The 16,533-nt window shown below is 68.5% G+C and carries 17 protein-coding genes; 11 read left to right on the top strand and 6 right to left on the bottom strand.

Annotated elements, in window-relative coordinates; genetic code table 11:
- Positions 1 to 38 precede the first annotated feature (38 nt).
- From O3I_RS15080 to O3I_RS15045, 8 genes are all read left to right on the top strand, one after another.
- Positions 39 to 1,631, top strand: a complete 1,593-nt coding sequence (locus tag O3I_RS15080) for an AMP-binding protein (protein ID WP_014983792.1) — start codon at positions 39 to 41, stop codon at positions 1,629 to 1,631.
- Positions 1,632 to 1,799: 168 nt separating this feature from the next.
- A complete protein-coding gene (locus O3I_RS15075) occupies positions 1,800 to 3,110 on the top strand; it encodes an FAD-binding oxidoreductase (protein WP_014983791.1) in 1,311 nt (436 codons plus the stop codon).
- 273 nt (positions 3,111 to 3,383) lie between these two features.
- Positions 3,384 to 4,625 (top strand): oxygenase MpaB family protein, encoded by a 1,242-nt coding sequence (locus tag O3I_RS15070; RefSeq protein ID WP_041562627.1) that lies wholly within the window; start codon positions 3,384 to 3,386, stop codon positions 4,623 to 4,625.
- A gap of 103 nt (positions 4,626 to 4,728) precedes the next feature.
- Complete coding sequence (locus O3I_RS15065) at positions 4,729 to 4,950, top strand: hypothetical protein (RefSeq protein ID WP_014983789.1); 222 nt, start codon at positions 4,729 to 4,731, stop codon at positions 4,948 to 4,950.
- 111 nt (positions 4,951 to 5,061) lie between these two features.
- Complete coding sequence (locus O3I_RS15060; protein WP_014983788.1) at positions 5,062 to 5,367, top strand: PepSY domain-containing protein; 306 nt, start codon at positions 5,062 to 5,064, stop codon at positions 5,365 to 5,367.
- 110 nt (positions 5,368 to 5,477) lie between these two features.
- Entirely contained in the window at positions 5,478 to 6,215 is a 738-nt protein-coding gene (locus O3I_RS15055; RefSeq protein ID WP_014983787.1) for a helix-turn-helix domain-containing protein, read from the top strand.
- Between the two features lie 48 nt (positions 6,216 to 6,263).
- Positions 6,264 to 7,196, top strand: coding sequence for a sterol desaturase family protein (locus O3I_RS15050; protein ID WP_014983786.1), 933 nt, complete (start codon positions 6,264 to 6,266; stop codon positions 7,194 to 7,196).
- Between the two features lie 46 nt (positions 7,197 to 7,242).
- Positions 7,243 to 8,379 (top strand): LLM class flavin-dependent oxidoreductase, encoded by a 1,137-nt coding sequence (locus O3I_RS15045; RefSeq protein WP_141692315.1) that lies wholly within the window; start codon positions 7,243 to 7,245, stop codon positions 8,377 to 8,379.
- On the opposite strand, the gene O3I_RS15040 is transcribed toward O3I_RS15045, so the two are convergent.
- The 5 genes from O3I_RS15040 to O3I_RS15020 all read right to left on the bottom strand — a co-directional run bounded on the left by O3I_RS15040 (position 8,367) and on the right by O3I_RS15020 (position 11,638).
- Positions 8,367 to 9,149: a MerR family transcriptional regulator gene (locus O3I_RS15040; RefSeq protein ID WP_041562625.1), complete on the bottom strand. Its 783-nt coding sequence runs from the start codon at positions 9,147 to 9,149 to the stop codon at positions 8,367 to 8,369. The genes O3I_RS15045 and O3I_RS15040 overlap by 13 nt on opposite strands.
- 31 nt (positions 9,150 to 9,180) lie before the next feature.
- Positions 9,181 to 9,942: an alpha/beta fold hydrolase gene (locus tag O3I_RS15035; protein ID WP_014983783.1), complete on the bottom strand. Its 762-nt coding sequence runs from the start codon at positions 9,940 to 9,942 to the stop codon at positions 9,181 to 9,183.
- 55 nt (positions 9,943 to 9,997) lie between these two features.
- Positions 9,998 to 10,309: a hypothetical protein gene (locus O3I_RS15030; protein ID WP_014983782.1), complete on the bottom strand. Its 312-nt coding sequence runs from the start codon at positions 10,307 to 10,309 to the stop codon at positions 9,998 to 10,000.
- A 103-nt stretch (positions 10,310 to 10,412) separates the two neighbouring features.
- Complete coding sequence (locus tag O3I_RS15025; RefSeq protein ID WP_014983781.1) at positions 10,413 to 10,991, bottom strand: hypothetical protein; 579 nt, start codon at positions 10,989 to 10,991, stop codon at positions 10,413 to 10,415.
- Positions 10,988 to 11,638 (bottom strand): papain-like cysteine protease family protein, encoded by a 651-nt coding sequence (locus O3I_RS15020; RefSeq protein WP_014983780.1) that lies wholly within the window; start codon positions 11,636 to 11,638, stop codon positions 10,988 to 10,990. The genes O3I_RS15025 and O3I_RS15020 overlap by 4 nt, the downstream gene beginning before the upstream one ends.
- 324 nt (positions 11,639 to 11,962) lie before the next feature.
- Between O3I_RS15020 and O3I_RS15015 the strand changes: the two genes are divergently transcribed.
- Positions 11,963 to 12,805, top strand: coding sequence for a C1 family peptidase (locus O3I_RS15015; protein ID WP_202804936.1), 843 nt, complete (start codon positions 11,963 to 11,965; stop codon positions 12,803 to 12,805).
- A 53-nt stretch (positions 12,806 to 12,858) separates the two neighbouring features.
- On the opposite strand, the gene O3I_RS15010 is transcribed toward O3I_RS15015, so the two are convergent.
- Positions 12,859 to 13,869: a hypothetical protein gene (locus O3I_RS15010; RefSeq protein WP_014983778.1), complete on the bottom strand. Its 1,011-nt coding sequence runs from the start codon at positions 13,867 to 13,869 to the stop codon at positions 12,859 to 12,861.
- 238 nt (positions 13,870 to 14,107) lie between these two features.
- Between O3I_RS15010 and O3I_RS15005 the strand changes: the two genes are divergently transcribed.
- Together O3I_RS15005 and O3I_RS15000 are read left to right on the top strand one after the other, a co-directional pair.
- Positions 14,108 to 15,280 carry an aminotransferase class V-fold PLP-dependent enzyme gene (locus tag O3I_RS15005; RefSeq protein WP_014983777.1) on the top strand — a complete coding sequence of 391 codons (1,173 nt, stop codon included), beginning with the start codon at positions 14,108 to 14,110 and terminating at the stop codon, positions 15,278 to 15,280.
- Between the two features lie 102 nt (positions 15,281 to 15,382).
- Positions 15,383 to 16,528, top strand: a complete 1,146-nt coding sequence (locus O3I_RS15000) for a cellulase family glycosylhydrolase (RefSeq protein ID WP_014983776.1) — start codon at positions 15,383 to 15,385, stop codon at positions 16,526 to 16,528.
- Positions 16,529 to 16,533: the final 5 nt, after the last annotated feature.

Raw genomic sequence — 16,533 nt, 5'->3', positions numbered from 1 at the left:
AATAGCGCGGTGTGTGCGCGATGCATTGGGATTGACCCATGGAACGAGTGCACCTGCCGTTTTCCCGAGGCGCCCGCACGTTGCCGACCCAGCTCCGGCAGGTCGCGGTGCTGCAACGGGCCGGGGTGATCGACCTGCGCCGCCCCGATCAGATCGTCCGGACGAGCCGGTCGGTGCGGACGCTGGGACCGATCGCGGGGACGGTGGAGATCGCGGCGCTGCGCTTCCCGGACCGGATCGCACTCATCGACGAATCAGGTCTGCTGACCTATCGCGAGCTCGCCTACAGCACCAACGCGCTGGCGCAGGCCTGGCTGACCCAGGGCGTGTCCGCGCGCACGCCGATCGGCGTACTGTGCCGCGATCACCGCGGCATGGTGCAGGCCCTCATCGCGGGCGCGAAGATCGGCGCTCGGGTCGTGTTGCTGAACACCGGCTTCGGCGCGACCCAGCTCTCGGACGTCGTCGCCAGGGAGGGCGTCGGGGCGATCCTCGCCGATGACGAATTCGACACTGCCACAGCCGCTCTCGGGCCGGAGGTCCGGCGTCTCGACTTACGCGCCGCGAAGAACAGCGTCGTCACCCGACCACCCGCTCCGGCCACCCAGGGCGGCTTCGTCATCCTCACCGGCGGCACCACGGGTACACCCAAGGGTGTGCCGCGCAAGGTCGAAACCCCCTTGGCCGCAGCGCAATTCCTGGACCGCGTGCCCTATCGCAACGGGGGCGTCACCCTGCTGTGCGCTCCCCTGTTCCACGGGACGGCGTTGACGCAGTTCATCATGTCACTCTCGCTGGGCTGCACGGTGCTGCTGCACGGCCGGTTCGACGCCCGCCGCGCCCTGGCGCAGATCCAGGAATACCGCTGTACCGCACTCGTTCTGGTGCCGACGATGTTGCGCCGAATACTCGATCTCGGCGCCGCGGAGATCCGCGGCTTCGATACGAGCAGTCTGCGCATCATCTTCTCCGCCGGCGCCGCGCTGCCTTCGGCACTCGGGTCCCAGGCCATCGAGCTGTTCGGTCCGGTGCTCTACAACTTCTACGGCTGCACCGAGACCGGCACCGCCACCATCGCGACCCCGCAGGACTGGATCGCGGCGCCGGGCACCGTCGGCAAACCACCGGTCGGCATCGTCGTGCGGTTGTACGAGAACGGACGGCCGGTGACCGAGCCTGGAGCCAAAGGCACTGTGTACGTGGGCAATTCGATCGCCTTCAGCGGCTACTCCGGTGGCGGCGGCAAGAACATCGTCGACGGCCTGATGAGCACCGGCGACGTCGGGCATTTCGACGCGGCCGGCCGGCTGTTCATCGACGGCCGCGACGACGACATGATCGTCTCCGGCGGCGAGAACGTCTTCCCCGGCGAGGTCGAGGATCTGCTCTACCGGCACCCGAAGATCACCGAAGCCGCCGTGATCGGCGTGCCGGACGAGGAATTCGGCCAACGCCTGGCCGCGTTCCTGATCGCGCACGGCGATCTCAGCGGCGACGAGGTCCGCGCCTATGTCCGCGACCACCTCGCCCGCTTCAAGGTCCCCCGCGACGTCCGATTCGTCGAGGACCTGCCCCGTACACCCACCGGCAAGATCAACCGCAGCGCCCTCGCCGCGCTGGCCCTGACTTGACCTGACCTGAGCGTCCGCCGGACGCGCTCCGACCTGGCGCGATCTCGGCCGTGTCACACTTTCCTGCGCTCGTTCGTCAATGCTGCGCCGGGCAACGAACGGCCCGTTTCCCCGGCGCGGACCGATACCGCGCCACCCGAACGTATTCAGGAAAGTCAGGACGCCACGATGACATTCGCCGATCTTCGCAACGCCGTGCAGGGCCGGGTATTGGTTCCCGGTGACGCGGACTTCGCCGCTGCCGCACAACCCTGGAATCTCACCGTCACCCAGCCGGTGGCGGCGGTGGTCGAGGCCGCCGACGTGGCCGATATCGCGGCGGTGGTGCGCTACGCGCGCACCGCGAACATTCCGGTCGTCACCCAGCCGACCGGCCACAGCGCGACCGGCAGCGTCGAGGACGCGATCCTGCTGCGTACCGGCCGCCTCGACAGCGTGGCGATCGACGCCACGGCCCGCATCGCCCGCGTCGGCGCGGGTGCGAACTGGGGGCAGGTACAGGTCGCGGCCGGCGCGCACGGACTCACCGGACTGGCCGGCAGCAATCCGGTGGTCGGCGTGACCGGCTACACACTCGGCGGCGGGCTCGGCTGGTTCGGCCGCAAACACGGCTGGGCCTCGGACGCGGTGCGCGCCTTCGAGATCGTGACCGCCGACGGCACGCAGGCCCGGGTCACCGCCGCCGACGATCCCGCGCTGTTCTGGGCGCTGCGCGGCGGCGGTGGCGATTTCGCCGTGGTGACCGGACTCGAATTCGACCTGTTCCCCGCGCCCGGACTCTACGGCGGCCGGACAATGTGGCCGGGCACCCGCACCGCCGAGGTCTTCGACCTGTTCCAGACACTCACGGCCGGTGCGCCCGACGAACTCTCGGTGACGTTCCATCGCTTCCAGTTCCCCGACGCCCCACCCATGGTCGCGCTCGATGCCGCCTACCTCGGCGACCCCGAGGCCGGTCGCGCCCTGCTCACCCCACTGGACGCGATCGGCGGCGCCGTGACGGACAAGCGCGGCCCGCTGCCGGTGGCGCGACTCGGCGAGATCAGCTCGGAACCGACCGATCCCAGCCCGTCACTGTCGCATGGCGAACTGCTCACCGATCTGGGCGACGCGGTGGTCAAGACTCTGCTCGACCAGCCGGTCGCACCTCTGGTGAACATTCAGGTCCGCCACCTCGGCGGTGCGCTCGCCGCCGCCCGGCCCGGGAACGGTGCGCGCGGGCCGGTGGCCGAACCGTATCTGCTGTATCTGCTCGGGCTCGGCCTGCCGCATCTCGTGGATGCGGTGCGCGCCAAACGATCCGAGATCGTGGCGGCGATCGGCGGGCACCTCGGCGGGCAGAAGCCGTACACCTTCCTCGGCACGGACGAGTCCGCCACTGCGGCCTTCGACGAAGACACGCTGGCCCGCTTGCGCGAGATCAAGCAAGCTCGCGATCCGCACTCGGTGATCCGCGCGAACTACCCGGTGCTCGGCTAGGTCGCTGCCCGCCGCCCCGTCCGCGAGCCGCGGGCGGGGCGCTAAGTTATCGATCCTTCCTCCATTCGCGCACCACCATCACCACCCTCGCGCCGGTCAAGGATCAGCAATTATTCAACTCTTGCATCGATTTTTGCCGAAATCCCCGAAGTCGTCTCGCCTGCGCCCGCACCTTGCTAAGTTAATGACTATTCTTCCACTCGATGCGCAGATCGGCGCGACGCGACCGGACTGGCGCGGCAGGGTGGCGTCAGCTCAGTGAGGAGTATCGCCATGAGTCGAATCAGTAGGCGAAACGCGTTGAAGGTCGGTGCGACGCTGGGCGCGGCCGGCGCGATCGCGCGAGTGACACCGGCGCGGGCACAACCGTGGAGCTGGTCACCGGACGGCTCGGTGGCGGGCACCGGGGCCGGCGCGGACCCCATGACCGTCTGGGATCCCGAGGCCGATCCGGTGGTCGCGGCACTACTGGAACGCAACGAGGTAGGGCGGGTGAACGAGCTGTTGCGGACGTGGACCCGCAACGGCCAGCCGCTGCCCGCCGGATTGCCCACGGAGCTACGCGATTTCATGGAGTACGCCCGCCGGCTTCCGCAGTGGACCGATCCGGGCAAGCTCGGCACCGCGGTCGAGTTCAACAAGAAGCGGGGCCTGTATCTCGGTGTGCTGTACGGCTTGGCCAGCGGCATGATGAGCACGGTCATTCCCAAGGAGGCGCGGGCGGTCTACTACTCCAAGGGTGGTCACGATTTGAAAGACCGGATCTCCAAGACCGCGAAGCTCGGCTACGACATCGGCACCGCGAATGCCTATGCGCCCGACGGCGAAATGATCGTGACGTGCGTCAAGACCCGGTTGGTGCACGCCGCCGTGCGACACCTGCTGCCGCAGTCCCCGCACTGGGTGCATTCGGCCGAGGAAGACATTCCGATCAGCCAGAACGACCTGATGGTGACCTGGCACAGCCTGCCGACCACCGTCATGAAACACCTGCGGGCGTGGCAGGTGCCCATTCCGGCGCCCGAATCGGAGGCCTTCCTGCACTCGTGGCAGGTCTGTGCGCATATGCTCGGCGTCCGCGACGAGTACATACCCAACTCGTGGGCGGAGTCGAATTCCCAAGCGGCACAGGTACTCGACCCGATTATCGCGCCGACCCCCGAGGGCGCGGCGCTGGCCGACCGGCTGTTGCGACTGGGCGTGAACCTCGATCTGGCGATCCTCAGCAAGCCCGTGCTCGGCGCGTTCACCCGATTCCTGCTCGGCGACAAGATCGCCGACGGTTTGGCCATCCCCAGGGAACCGGTCTGGGATCCGCTACTGCGGGTGAGCTGGGGGCCGTTCATCGCGGTGCGCGAAGGATTGCTTCCGGTGGTGCCGCTCGCGCCGGACGCCTACTGGCTCTTCGACGAATTCCTGCGCCAGGCGGCCCTGATCTATCTGGCCGAACTCCGGCTGCCGATCAGCATCGAAATCCCGCAGATGAATCGGGACATGAATCAACCGCCACGCTGAATTTGCGGCTGATTCGCTCGAATAAACGGCGGGCCGATTCCCGTCTCGCGATAATCCAGGTCAACACCTGCGGCGCACCGCGCCGACCGCAAAGGAGAAGGTAATGAGCTGGAGTAAGAACAACCGGCAGCTGCATCGCTGGATGTCGATGACTTTCACGGCGACCGTCGTCATAGCGTTCGTCGCGGCCGCCCTCGGCTTGACCGAATCCGCCGCGTGGATTTTCTACCTCCCGTTACTGCCGCTTTTCCTGCTTTTGGGCACCGGCTGGTACATGTTCGTGCAGCCGTACCGGGCAAAGCGCCGTCTCGCCCGGCAGCGCTGAGAGCCCGAACGCATATAACGGAGTTCAGGTGGTAGTTCCCCCGCACAGGGCGCGGCAGCCGCCATCGGCCTCGGGTCGCGCCATCGGCGTCACCGACTGAGGAGGATCACCATGCTCTACGCACCCCGCCGTCCCGGCTCCGGCCTGCGCAAACTCACTATCGGTGCGGCACTGGCCGTCGCGCTGATCGGCGGCGGCGCGGTGGCCGGCGCGGAGCCCGCCGTCACCGAGCAGGAAGCGCTCGACGCGGCCCGCAACGCACTGATGGGCGCGACCGTGCAGTCCATCGAATTCGACACCTCGGACGGCACGCCCAAGTGGGAGATCGATGTCAAGACCAGGGACGGCGGCGGCTACGAGGTGGCGGTCGACGCCCGCACCGGCACCATCGTTTCCATCGACGAGGACAACGACTGACCGCTCCCGCTCCGGCAGCCGAACGACGCCGGGTTACTTTGTAGCGCGCCCCCCGCGCGGGGTGTGCGACAAGCGAGGTAGCCCGGCGACGCGGGCGGCAGGAGGCCAGGGTGCGACGGTGGCAGGGCACCGCGCTGCTCCGACCCGGCACCCTCGCCTTCGCCGGTGCCATCGGGACCACCGCCGCCCACGCGCACCACGCGGTGCAGCTGATGACCGCGCCGACCGAGTTGTGCGTAGTGGACGGAAATGGCAAGCGGCACAGCGGGACTCACCTCATCATCCCGGCTGATGCGGTACACCGCATCGATACGGGCGCGGCCATCGGCACCGCGGTGTTCCTCGACCCCGACAGCGAGCCCGGTCGCGTCGCGCACCAGCGGGCCCGCACCGACGGCTGGAACACGGGTTTCGGCTTCCCCGCCCACACCGTCGGCGAACGCGGACTCGACACCTTCGTCACCGCCCTGACGAGCGCTCTGCTGCCCGCCGAGCATCGGCCCGACCGCCACCCCGCCGTCGAGGCGGCGATGGCGCTGCTGCCCGACCTGGTCGCCGCCGGCACGGTCAGCACCCGCGACCTCGCCGGACGCGTCGGTCTCTCCGCGACCCGGTTGACCCATCTGTTCACCGCGCAGGTCGGAATTCCGTTGCGCCGCTTCATCCTCTGGCTCCGGCTCGGTCGCGCCATCGCCACGGCCGCGGCGGGTGCGGACCTCACCACCGCCGCGCATGCCGCCGGGTTCGCCGACAGCGCCCATCTCACGCGCACCTGCCGCGAGATCTTCGGCCTGCCGCCGTCCGCGCTGAGCCGGAACCTGCGCTGGGACATCGCACATACGCCGTAGCCGAAACGTTCAAGCCGGTACCGGCCGTCCGACGCCACGATCGTCCCCATGACCAGCACGACCCGCACGCTCACCGCGTGGCAACAGCTCACTCGATACGCCTACGTCCCCTTCATGCTGCTCGGCCTCAACGGAGTCGGTATCGCGCTCGCCGCCATGCACGCCCCCGAATACTGGCTGCTGGCGGTGCTCGCGGCGGCCGTCGCCGCCTCGTTCCTGGTGGAACGGATCATCCCGTACGAACCCGGGTGGAACGGTGAACAGGCCGACAGTCGTCGCGACCGCATCCACACCGCGGTCAACGAAAGTCTGCTCCTCGTCAGCGTCGCCGCCATTCCCGCGCTCGCGGCCATCGTGCCCGCGCCTGCCCTCTGGCCGAGCGGCTGGCCGTTCGTCCTGCAGGTTCTCCTCGCGGTGCTGATCGCCGATTTCGGCATCACGCTGGTGCACCTGGCCAGCCACAAGATCGGCCTGCTCTGGCGGTTCCACGCCGTGCACCACAGCGTCACCCGCTTCTACGGGCTGAACGGTCTGATGAAGCACCCGCTGCATCAGACCGTCGAAATGGCCGCCGGTGTCGCGCCTTTGCTCCTCGTCGGACTGCCCGTCCAGGTCGCCGCCGCGCTCGCCCTCGCCGTCGCAATCCAGTTGCTCTTGCAACACTCCAATGCGGACTATCGAGTCGGACCATTCAAATATGTGCTGGCGCTCAACGAAGGTCATCGCTTCCACCATCTGAAGTGGGCCGGTATCGGTGACGTCAACTTCGGTCTGTTCACCCTGCTGTGGGATCACCTGTTCCGCACGTTCTCCTACGACCCGGACCGCCGCTTCACCAGCACCCACCTCGGCATGGCCGCCAAACCCGACTACCCGGTCGACTACCTCGCCCAACTCACCTACCCCTTCACCCCAGCGGGCGGCTGCTCGACCTCGGCAACCCGCGCAATCGCCGGACGGGGGCAACGCCGGTCGGGATAATCGGGGGAATGCCTGGCGCGGGCATGCTGGTCGAGAGGGGACGCCGGTGGCGGAGGCACGATCGTTCGCAGTGGGCACGATGGCCGGGGTCAATCCACCGCTGAGCGCCGGGCGCTTCGTGGTGCGGATGGCCCGGTTGGGCAAGCTCGATTCGGTGCTGACCCCGGATCATCTGATCAGCATCTTCCCGCGGGCCATCTGGGATACCGACTTCACCCCGCAGGCGAAGGCGATCGCCAGCCCGGACGAGCAATTCGATTACGCTCCGCTGCTGGCACATCTGGCGGCCGGGGCCGGACGGGTGCAGTTGGGCGTCGGGGTGGTGGACCCGCATCGGCGGCATCCGGTGCTGCTGGCGCAGACGTTCGCCACGCTGGCGCACATGACGAAGGCCCCGCCCATCCTCGGCATCGGGTCGGGCGAACGGGAAAACCTCGACCCCTACGGGTTCACCTGGAATCGCCCGGTCGACCGCCTCGAAGAGGCGCTCCAGGTGATCCGCGCGGCACTCACCTCGGCCGAACCACTCGAGTTCGCCGGAAAGTACTACCGAATCGACCGGGCCCCAATGGATCTGAAGCCGCCACCGGGCCGGATGCCACAGATCTGGATCGGCGCGCACGGCCCCCGGATGCTCGAGCTGACCGGACGATACGCCGACGGCTGGTACCCGTGGGAGACCCAGTCCCCGCCCGAGTACGAGCGAAGACTGCGACTGGTGCACGCCGCCGCCCGCGCCGCCGGACGCGACCCGGACGCGATCGTCCCCGCGCAGATGATCCAAATGCTCACCGCGCGAACTCATTCGGGCCTCCGTCGGCTGCTGCGCGCACCCGCGGTCCGCTATCTCGGCTTGCTCGCACCGGACGCCGTGTGGGCGCGCTGCGGCGCGAAACACCCGTTCGGCGAAGGTTTCCGCGGGCTCCTGGATCTGATGCCGCACCAGCTGACCAGGGCCGAGGTGCAGGCGGCGATCGCGGAGGTACCGGACGAGGTGCTGCACGAGTGGCTCATGATCGGCACTCCCCCGGAGATTCTGCGCCGTATCCGCGCCCTGTCCGACGCGGGTTTGCGGCATGCCATCGTCTTCCCCACGGCCGCTTTGGTTTCCGGCGCGGACGCGGCCTTCGGGTACGGCGTCGTACTGTGGCTGGCGGCGCGGCTGCGGCGTCAGGCGGGGTGAGCGGGCGGATCGACCCGGCCGACCTTGGTCCAGCCGGTCCAGCCGCGTTCCCGGAGCAACTCGACCAGTCGCCGCGCAGGCGGCGCGGCCGCAAAGGCGAAAGCGTCCAGGAGTTCGGCCAAGCCGGGTGCGATATCGAGGTCGTCGACGTGCGCCGCGCCTTGCGTGTCGGCGATCCGGGCAAGGTATCCCGCCATCTCGTCGGCCGATGCGACGAGCCCCGGATCGTCGGTCACGTCGAGTGCCCGGCCCAAAGTCAGGTAGAAGTCGAGGAATTCCGGGTCGTCGAGCTGTATCTGCTTGCGCGCCAACCACTCCGGGATTCGCTCGGGCGCCTGCGCCGCCAGCGGAATCCACCCGTCTCGCTCGACCGCGACGATCCGCTCGTCCACGCCCAGCGCCCGCAGCCGGTCGAGGTACTCGACCACCTCGACGGGCAGCGCCAACCCATCTCCGGCGGCGAGGCGGGCGATCTGCCGCCGGTGCCGTTCGCGCTCCCGGATCTCCGCGCGCAACCGCGCGTCGACCTGTGCGATGGCCGCGGCGAACGCCGCGGGATCGGCACGCATCAGCTCCGCGACGCGCGCCAGCGGCACCCCGGCCTCGGCGAGAGTCCGGATCTTGATCAGCGCGATCACGGCGGCCGCGTCGTAACGCCGATAGCCGGAGTGGTCGCGCACGGGTTCCGGCAGCAATCCTTTCGCGTGATAGTGCCGCACCGCGCGCACCGTGACACCCGCGTGCGCGGCCAGTTCGCCGATGGTCAGCATCGGACCAGTCTCCCGGTCCGGGCGCATCGCGTCATCCGGTCGCTGTCGCGTTCCGGATGAACCAGGCGATATCCGCAGGGTGGGTGCGGACCAGGCGATGATCCGCGTCCAGCCAGGACGCGGTGATGTCCGGCCGGGCGCGCAGGAGTCGCTCGATCCCCGCCCGCCACAGCCGATTGTGGCGCGCCGCCCGGCGTACACCGCGCTCCCCCGCGATCGTGGTCGACATGATCATGCTGATCGGGCAGTCGATCGCGCGGTAGCGTTCGAGAATGCCGGCGCGGATCACATCGATCTCGAGGTTCAGGTCGAAGACCTCCGCGGCGGTGAGCGGCACCGGCCCAGACACGGAATCCGCTGCCATGGCACGGAATTCCGCCAGATCGGCCGGCCCGATGAACGGTTCGGGCAGCGGATTCGCCCCGTCGATGAGGACGAGTCCGGCGACGGTATCGGGATAGCGGGCAGCGTAGTGCACGGCCAGGTCGGCGCCCAGCGAATACCCCACCAGCACCGGCGATCGCAGACCGCGTTCGTGCAGTTGTGCGAGTACCGCGACGAGATCACCGAGGAACGCCTCGAACGTGTAGCGCGCGCCGGGCGAACTCGCGCCGTGGCCGCGCAGGTCGAAGCTCACCACGTCGTACTCCTGCCGCAGCAACGCGATCAACTCCCGCAGCTCGCGCCGGGTGGTCAGCAGCCCGGGACACAGGACCAGAGGTCGCCCGTGGCCGCCGCGTGCCACGGAAAGCGCGACGTCGCCGTTGTGTACCGTCCAGTGCTCGAGGTCCATGCCAGCCAGCCTGCGGCGTTGACCCTGCGTCAAGGTCAAGCCCGTGGATGGCCGGTCATTCGGGCTGCTCGACCGGCTCGTCCTCCTCGAGCTCGGTGCGGACCGCGCCGACCACGGCGCGCAGCTGCGCGAGGTCGGCACCGGTACATGCCTCGAGGTCGTCGGGGAACAGGGTGCCGGTGTGGCGGCGCTTGATCTCGCGGATCTGCTGGGCCGCTTGCTGATCGCACACTTCGTGCGCCATTTCCTCCAACTGCGGCACTATGCGGTCGAACCAGGTCCCCCCGGCGGACCGGTGCGATGCCGCGCTCTGCCGCGCGGCCACGGCGTCGGCCGAGGTGGCCGTTGGGTACTGTTCGCGCTCCACCCCTCAAGGGTGACCGAATTCCGATACGACTGTCCCAGGAACAAGATTCATTGCTGAGGGATTGCCCGGCACCCATGCCCGCGATCCGCGCGGATGGCGGCTGCTACGGAACCCTGCGCCCGAAGTCGGCGTGTAAGCCCGCGGCGTCGAATTCCTTGCCCGCCAAGCCCGGTAGCGCTCCGGAGGACAGCACCGTAGCCTTTGTCGGTGTCCACGCGAACCACGTGTGGGTCGGATAGTCGAGCAGCAGCCGGGCCCCGGCGGGCCGCGGCAGGTTCGTTTCCTCCGCCCCGGTCGCCATGGCGCGCGGCCGGTACGGCGGTCGCGGCTCCAACTGCATGGTTTCGACCGCATCGCGGCCGGAAAACCGCACCGGCACAGCGATATACGACTCGACGCCGACCTGTTCGAGATCGTCGGCCCGGTCGGCCCGCGGGTCGGTCGCGTACACCATGACCGGTGCGCCGACCCGCTGCAGTCGCACCGTCGCACCGTCGGCGGCGGGGTCTTGTGAGCGCAGGAACGAGCCCGCGAGGCGTTGCGCCGCCGGCGCGTCGATCGCGCGGTCGATTGCCGCCAGGTCCGGTTCCGTCGCCCAATTCTGCACCGGTACCGCATGATTCACGCAACCAGTGAGGATCAGGCCGGCCGCGACCATGATCGCGAGGCGCCCGCCGTTCATCGGGCCGCGATGCCATAGTCCTCGCCGAACCACACCCAATCCGCGTTCTGCGTATACGAATCGAGGGCCTGGGTGACGCTGCGGCGCGAGCTCGGCCACGGGTCGCCGTAGGTGATGGTGCCCGCGTCCGCGTCGAAGCCGTAGATGACCTGCGCGTGCCCGCCACCTGCCGTCCATGCGATACCCGTGAGAATCGGCCGGTTGGCCGAGATCTCGTCGACCACCTTCGTCATCGACAGCGGCGCGCCGACGGCCGCGCCGAAGCCGATCTTCCGGAACGCGGCGGCGATCTCTTCGAGCGAGGCCTGCTGGTCGGGGCAGCTGCCGGCGGTGTCGGCACCGCGCACCAGTGCGCAGTACCGACTTTGACTGATCGGCTTGTGCAGGTACGTGGCGATGGACGAGCCGTCGGCCGCCCAGCACCACTGCGCCGCGGTCTGCGTCTGTTGCAGATACGGCAGGGTCTGGGCACCGAAGACGGCCGAGCGCGGTTCCGGTACCGGCGGCAGGCCCGGCGTCACCACCAAGCCGTAGGAACGTCCCGCGGCCCATTCGGACCGGTCCGGATCGGCGGCCGCGGATCCGTGCACCGTGAGCGCCAGGCACAGGGCGGCCGGGCCGCACAGCAGTTTCCATTTCGATGCCACAGCCCGTCCTTCCGAATCCCCCTGCTACTTTCCGGCGGAAATGTACCGGCACGCTACACATTCCCATTTGCGGCCGCAATATGTTCGCCGGGAGGCACCGGCGAATTGGGCGAGTTGCCTGAATTTACTTGCGAGACATTGCCGTTAACGATCCCTTAAATGAATCACAGTGAGTTATACGTTGCCGCCGCGCGAACAACGTGAAACACTCCGTGTTCAGTTCGCTGCTAGTTCCATCTGGAAGCGGTCGATCGCGCACTCCCCCTACCCCGTTCGACGCTTCCCGTCCATTTATCGGCTGGAGGAACCTTGCAAAAATCGCGCTTGTCCACTGCGGTCGTCTGCGCAGTGGGGATCAGTCTCGCCCTGCCCGCCCTCGCGCACGCGGAGCCGGAGAAACCCGAAATCGCCCATCACGCGTTCGGTCTCGATCGGACCGCCGCGCGCGACAGCCTCAGCCGGGATACCACCGTCGGCCTGGCACTACCGGTCCAGGTGGGCGCGATCGGTGCGCCGCCCGCCTCGTATTCGTTGCGGCAGTATGCCTTACCGCCCGGCGATCAGGGACCGGTCGGCTCGTGCGTCACCTGGGCGACCGGCTACACCGGCTACGGCATCCTGATGCACGAACAGCAGATCGCCGGCAGCCCGATGGCGCCGATGTTCATCTACTCGCAGATCGCGAAGGGTGATGACGAAGGCACCTACGCCGGTGTCGCGTTGCCGCTGGAACAACAACAGGGCATAGACACCAAATCCGACTATTGGCAGGGCGATTTCGACTACACGACCCAGCCCGATGCGGCGGAACGCGCCAATGCCGCGCACTACAAGCTGTCCGGCGCCAAAGACCTCACCAAGGGCGATATCGTCGCGAACATCAAGAGCGCGATCGCCGCGGGGCTGCCGGTACCGTTCGGCTTCGAAGTCAGGGAAAGCTTCGAAAGCCTGGACGGCGCCAACAGCAATTACAATCCGTCGCGCAGCGAGCGAATTCTCGGCGGGCACGAGGTCACCATCGTCGGCTACGACGCCAAGGGCGTGACGATCGAGAACTCCTGGGGTTCGAACTGGGGCAACAACGGGTTCTTCACCGCCCCATGGTCTTTCATCACGGGCAGTGACGTGAACGAGATCCATTCGATGGGCCGGCTCACCCCCGCCTGATCGTCGTACGACGGCGGCACCGTGGCGGACGATCCGCCACGGTGCCGCTCAGGTCATTTCGGCGGCAACTCGCCCAGCTTCGACAGCGCACCGCGGTGCAGATGCTCGATGATGTTGCGCGGCTTGTTCTTCGGATCGCTGCGGTAGTACGCGGCGCCCGATTCGTACACGGCGTAGGCCGCGCCGCCGTAGACCGACATACCCTCCGACATGCTCGGCGCCCGGAAGCACGACAGGCGCGCCGTATCGAGCGCGCGATCGCCGGCGCCGCGCCGGACCACATAGATATTGCTGCGATTGGGCCGACCGTAGGAAGTGCTGTACAGGAACAGATCATCGGTGACGGCCAGCCCCTGCGTCTTCTTGGGCACCTCCCACGGACCTTCGCGACCGGTCAGCTCACCGTTCGGGCCGACCCGGTAGGAATACATCGCTCCCCTCGTATCCGTTTCGAACTGCCCGGTCCACAGCGAGTCGCCGTGCTTGCCGAGGAACGAGGAGCCACCGTCGACGACGATGTCGTCGCCCACCTGCGCCAAGTGGGCCGAGTTGCTGATCGCTTCGCGCAACCGGCTCAACGGGTACTTCCGGACCCGCTTGCCCTGACTGCCGGACACATACGCCCAGCCCTGCTGCTCGAAGACCGCGATGCCGCCCGCGTGGGTCGCGTCGATCCGCGCGGCACCGACCCGGCGGCCCGTCTTCGCGTCGAGACCGATGATGTAGGCGTCGTCCTGACTTTTCGGCGCGTACGCGGTGATCAGCAGCAGATCGTCGGTGCCGTTCCAGCGTGACCAGGTGGCCAGCCCCTGCGGGACGTGGGTGTCGAGGTCGGGCACGGTGTGGCTGCCCTCGAAGTGCTTGTCGTAGGTGTCCGAGGCACGTGGACCGTTGTAGAAGGAATCGTCGGATGTCACGTGGTCGTCGCAGGTGATGGTGGCGTCCGGCGCGGGCTCGCGCGCGGCGGCGAGCGTCGGCGCGGCGAGCGTGAGGGCCGAAAGAAGTGCGACCACACCGCCTCTCGTCACGGTTCTGCGCTCGGTGCTGTGTCGATCGATGGTCATACGGTCATCGCTCCCTCGCCGGTCGGCAGATCCTCGCGTAACACGTCGGGCCGGCAGTCGGCCGCCCGGCAACCATGCTGCGATCCAGGGATCGTTCCCGCAATGGCCGGCACGCCAGCATGACCGCGCCCCCGTTGTGCATTGCGCCGAAGGCCGCCGCGAGATATGTGGACACACTGACCACTTAGCCGTAGGCTGTCCAAATGGACAGCACGTCCACTTTATCGGAGGGCAAGAGATGACCGGATCATTCGGGGCACACAGCGGTACTCCCCTCGAGCGAGCGCACTTTCCGGCGACGCAGCGGTGGACCTACCTCAACCACGCGGGCATCTGCCCGCTCCCCCAGCCGTCGGTCGACGCGATGCACCGGCGCGCGACCGAGGTGTCCCTGGACGGCGAATTCACCTACGCGGCACACAGTGCGGAGATCGAGCGGGTGCGGTCGGCGGCGGCGCGACTGCTGGGGGTACCGCGGACCGACGTCGCGTTCGTGAAGAACACCACGACCGGGCTCGGCATGATCGCCAACGGACTCGACTGGTCGCCGGGCGACCGGGTGGTCGTGCCCGATCTGGAATTCCCGTCCACCCTGTACCCCTGGCTCGCGCTGGCCGATCGCGGCGTGGTGGTGGATCGGGTTCGGCCCGTCGGGCCGGGCGGGAAACTCCCGATCGAGGCCTTCGCCGAACGCATCCAGGCGGGACCGCCGCCGAAACTGGTCGTCACCAGCTGGGTGCAGTTCGGTCGCGGCTGGCGCGTCGACCTGGCCGAACTGGGCCGGGTGTGCCGGGCGGCCGGAACCCTGCTGTGCGCGGACGTGATCCAGGGGCTCGGCGTGCTCCCGGCCGAACTGGCCCGCTGGGGCGTCGATTTCGCGATGGCGGACGGCCACAAATGGCTGCTCGGCCCGGAGGGCAGCGGCGTGCTGTATGTCCGGGGCTCCCGGCTGGAGTTGCTGCGTCCCCTGGAACCGGGCTGGAATTCGGTCGCGCACCGGGAGGACTGGGACAATCTCGAGCTGGTATTCGACGACACCGCACGACGGCTGGAAGGCGGCATGCCCAACGTCACCGGTATCGCCGCGCTGGGCGCCTCGATCGACCTCTTGCTCGACGCGGGCATCGCCGCCATCTGGGCGCACGTCGATCAGCTGTGCGAACAAGTTTGCGCGGAACTCACCGCGATCGGCGCCACGGTGCTGACGGATCGTTCCCCCGACGGCCGCTCCGGTATCGTCTCGGTGCATCTCGACGGAGCCCCGATCCCCTTGCTGGCCAGTCGCTTGCAAGCCGAAGGCATCGCCGTCTCCGCCCGCGCGGGCGGGCTGCGCGTCTCGCCGCACGGCTACAACACCACCCAGGACATCGACCATCTCGTACGCACCGTGGCCACCCTGATCCGCAGCTGAGGCGCAGCACAGCGACGCGCGGCCGCACGCAGGGTGCGGCCCGGGCCGCGGCCACTGTGGTGCAATGACCGAGTGGGACCCGACCGCGGGCGCGGACCCGCCATGACAACCGCTCGCTTCTTCGCGGCGCTGCTGCTCGGCACCGCGCTCACCGGCTGCGCCGAGCGTGGCCCGGAATCCGTCCCGCTGACGCCGTCCACCGAGTCGACGGTGAGCGCACCGCCGGCCCCGGCGGTGGTCGGCCGCAACGGCAGCACGCTGCTGCTGCGCGGACAGCCTTGGTGGCCCGCCGGTTTCAACGCCCCGCAGCTGGCCACGAACTGGGCGATCAATATCGGATGCGGCGCACAGGTAGATCTCGACGACTATTTCGGCAAGCTGCCGCCGAACGCGTTGACCCGGGTCGGCATCTTCCAGGCCCTCGCCGTCGACAAATCGACCGGACGACTGGACTTTTCGGCCGCCGACGCGGTGTTCGCGGCGGCACAGCGGCACGGTCAGCTGATCCTGCCGGTGCTCGTACCGCAGAACGGCGACTGTGACGATCAGACGTTCAAGCAGCGCAGCTGGTATGTGACCGGCTGGACCGAGACGACGCCGATTCCCGGCCGGAACGTGCTCAGCGCTCGCGAGTGGATCACTACCGCCGTAAACCGGTGGCGCAGTTCGCCGGTGCTCGCGGGCTGGGAGGTCGTCGGCGAGCCGGAGCCGAGCATGTGCGGCGCGGGCAACTGCTCCGAACGGGCCCGCAGCTGTCCGCGCGACGCCGCGGCGGTGTTGCGCCGGTTCATGGACGATTCCGGCGCGCTGATCCGCTCCCTCGACCCGCAGCGCCTGATCTTCGCCGGTTTCATCGGTGGTGGCCAATGCGGCACGGCCGGTACCGAATACATGGATGTCGGGATGTCACCGCAGATCGACGTGCTGGAGTACCACGACTACTCCGACGACGACGTCGCGCTGCCCGGCGACCAGCGCGACGGGTTGGCGACCAGGCTGCGACAGGCGCGAGAACTCGGAAAACCGTTGCTGGTGGCCGAGATCGGCGAGCACGCCGGCTCTTGTCGCAGTCTGTCGGCGCGTCGCGACAGCATCGCGACGAGCATGGCGGGTCAGCGCGCCGCGGGCTCGGCGGGCGCGCTGGTCTGGGCGTTCGTGCCCGATCCCCGGCCCGAGCAGTGCACCTTCGACGTCGGGCCCGAGGATCCGCTCTGGTCGCTGATCGCCGAGCGGATCACCGTCGGCTGAGCCCG

This window comes from Nocardia brasiliensis ATCC 700358 (assembly GCF_000250675.2).
GTDB lineage: Bacteria > Actinomycetota > Actinomycetes > Mycobacteriales > Mycobacteriaceae > Nocardia > Nocardia brasiliensis_B.
The sequence above is the reverse complement of the archived record's forward strand: the minus strand, read 5'-3'. Positions and strand labels throughout refer to the sequence as shown.

Bases quoted from the DNA above. Each gene is read 5' to 3' on its own strand.
- O3I_RS15005 (WP_014983777.1), top strand. From the start codon at position 14,108: ATGACCGGATCATTCGGGGCACACAGCGGTACTCCCCTCGAGCGAGCG.
- O3I_RS15080 (WP_014983792.1), top strand. From the start codon at position 39: ATGGAACGAGTGCACCTGCCGTTTTCCCGAGGCGCCCGCACGTTGCCG.
- O3I_RS15065 (WP_014983789.1), top strand. From the start codon at position 4,729: ATGAGCTGGAGTAAGAACAACCGGCAGCTGCATCGCTGGATGTCGATG.
- O3I_RS15010 (WP_014983778.1), bottom strand. From the start codon at position 13,869: ATGACCATCGATCGACACAGCACCGAGCGCAGAACCGTGACGAGAGGC.
- O3I_RS15070 (WP_041562627.1), top strand. From the start codon at position 3,384: ATGAGTCGAATCAGTAGGCGAAACGCGTTGAAGGTCGGTGCGACGCTG.
- O3I_RS15000 (WP_014983776.1), top strand. From the start codon at position 15,383: ATGACAACCGCTCGCTTCTTCGCGGCGCTGCTGCTCGGCACCGCGCTC.
- O3I_RS15075 (WP_014983791.1), top strand. From the start codon at position 1,800: ATGACATTCGCCGATCTTCGCAACGCCGTGCAGGGCCGGGTATTGGTT.
- O3I_RS15035 (WP_014983783.1), bottom strand. From the start codon at position 9,942: ATGGACCTCGAGCACTGGACGGTACACAACGGCGACGTCGCGCTTTCC.
- O3I_RS15025 (WP_014983781.1), bottom strand. From the start codon at position 10,991: ATGAACGGCGGGCGCCTCGCGATCATGGTCGCGGCCGGCCTGATCCTC.
- O3I_RS15040 (WP_041562625.1), bottom strand. From the start codon at position 9,149: ATGCTGACCATCGGCGAACTGGCCGCGCACGCGGGTGTCACGGTGCGC.
- O3I_RS15050 (WP_014983786.1), top strand. From the start codon at position 6,264: ATGACCAGCACGACCCGCACGCTCACCGCGTGGCAACAGCTCACTCGA.
- O3I_RS15060 (WP_014983788.1), top strand. From the start codon at position 5,062: ATGCTCTACGCACCCCGCCGTCCCGGCTCCGGCCTGCGCAAACTCACT.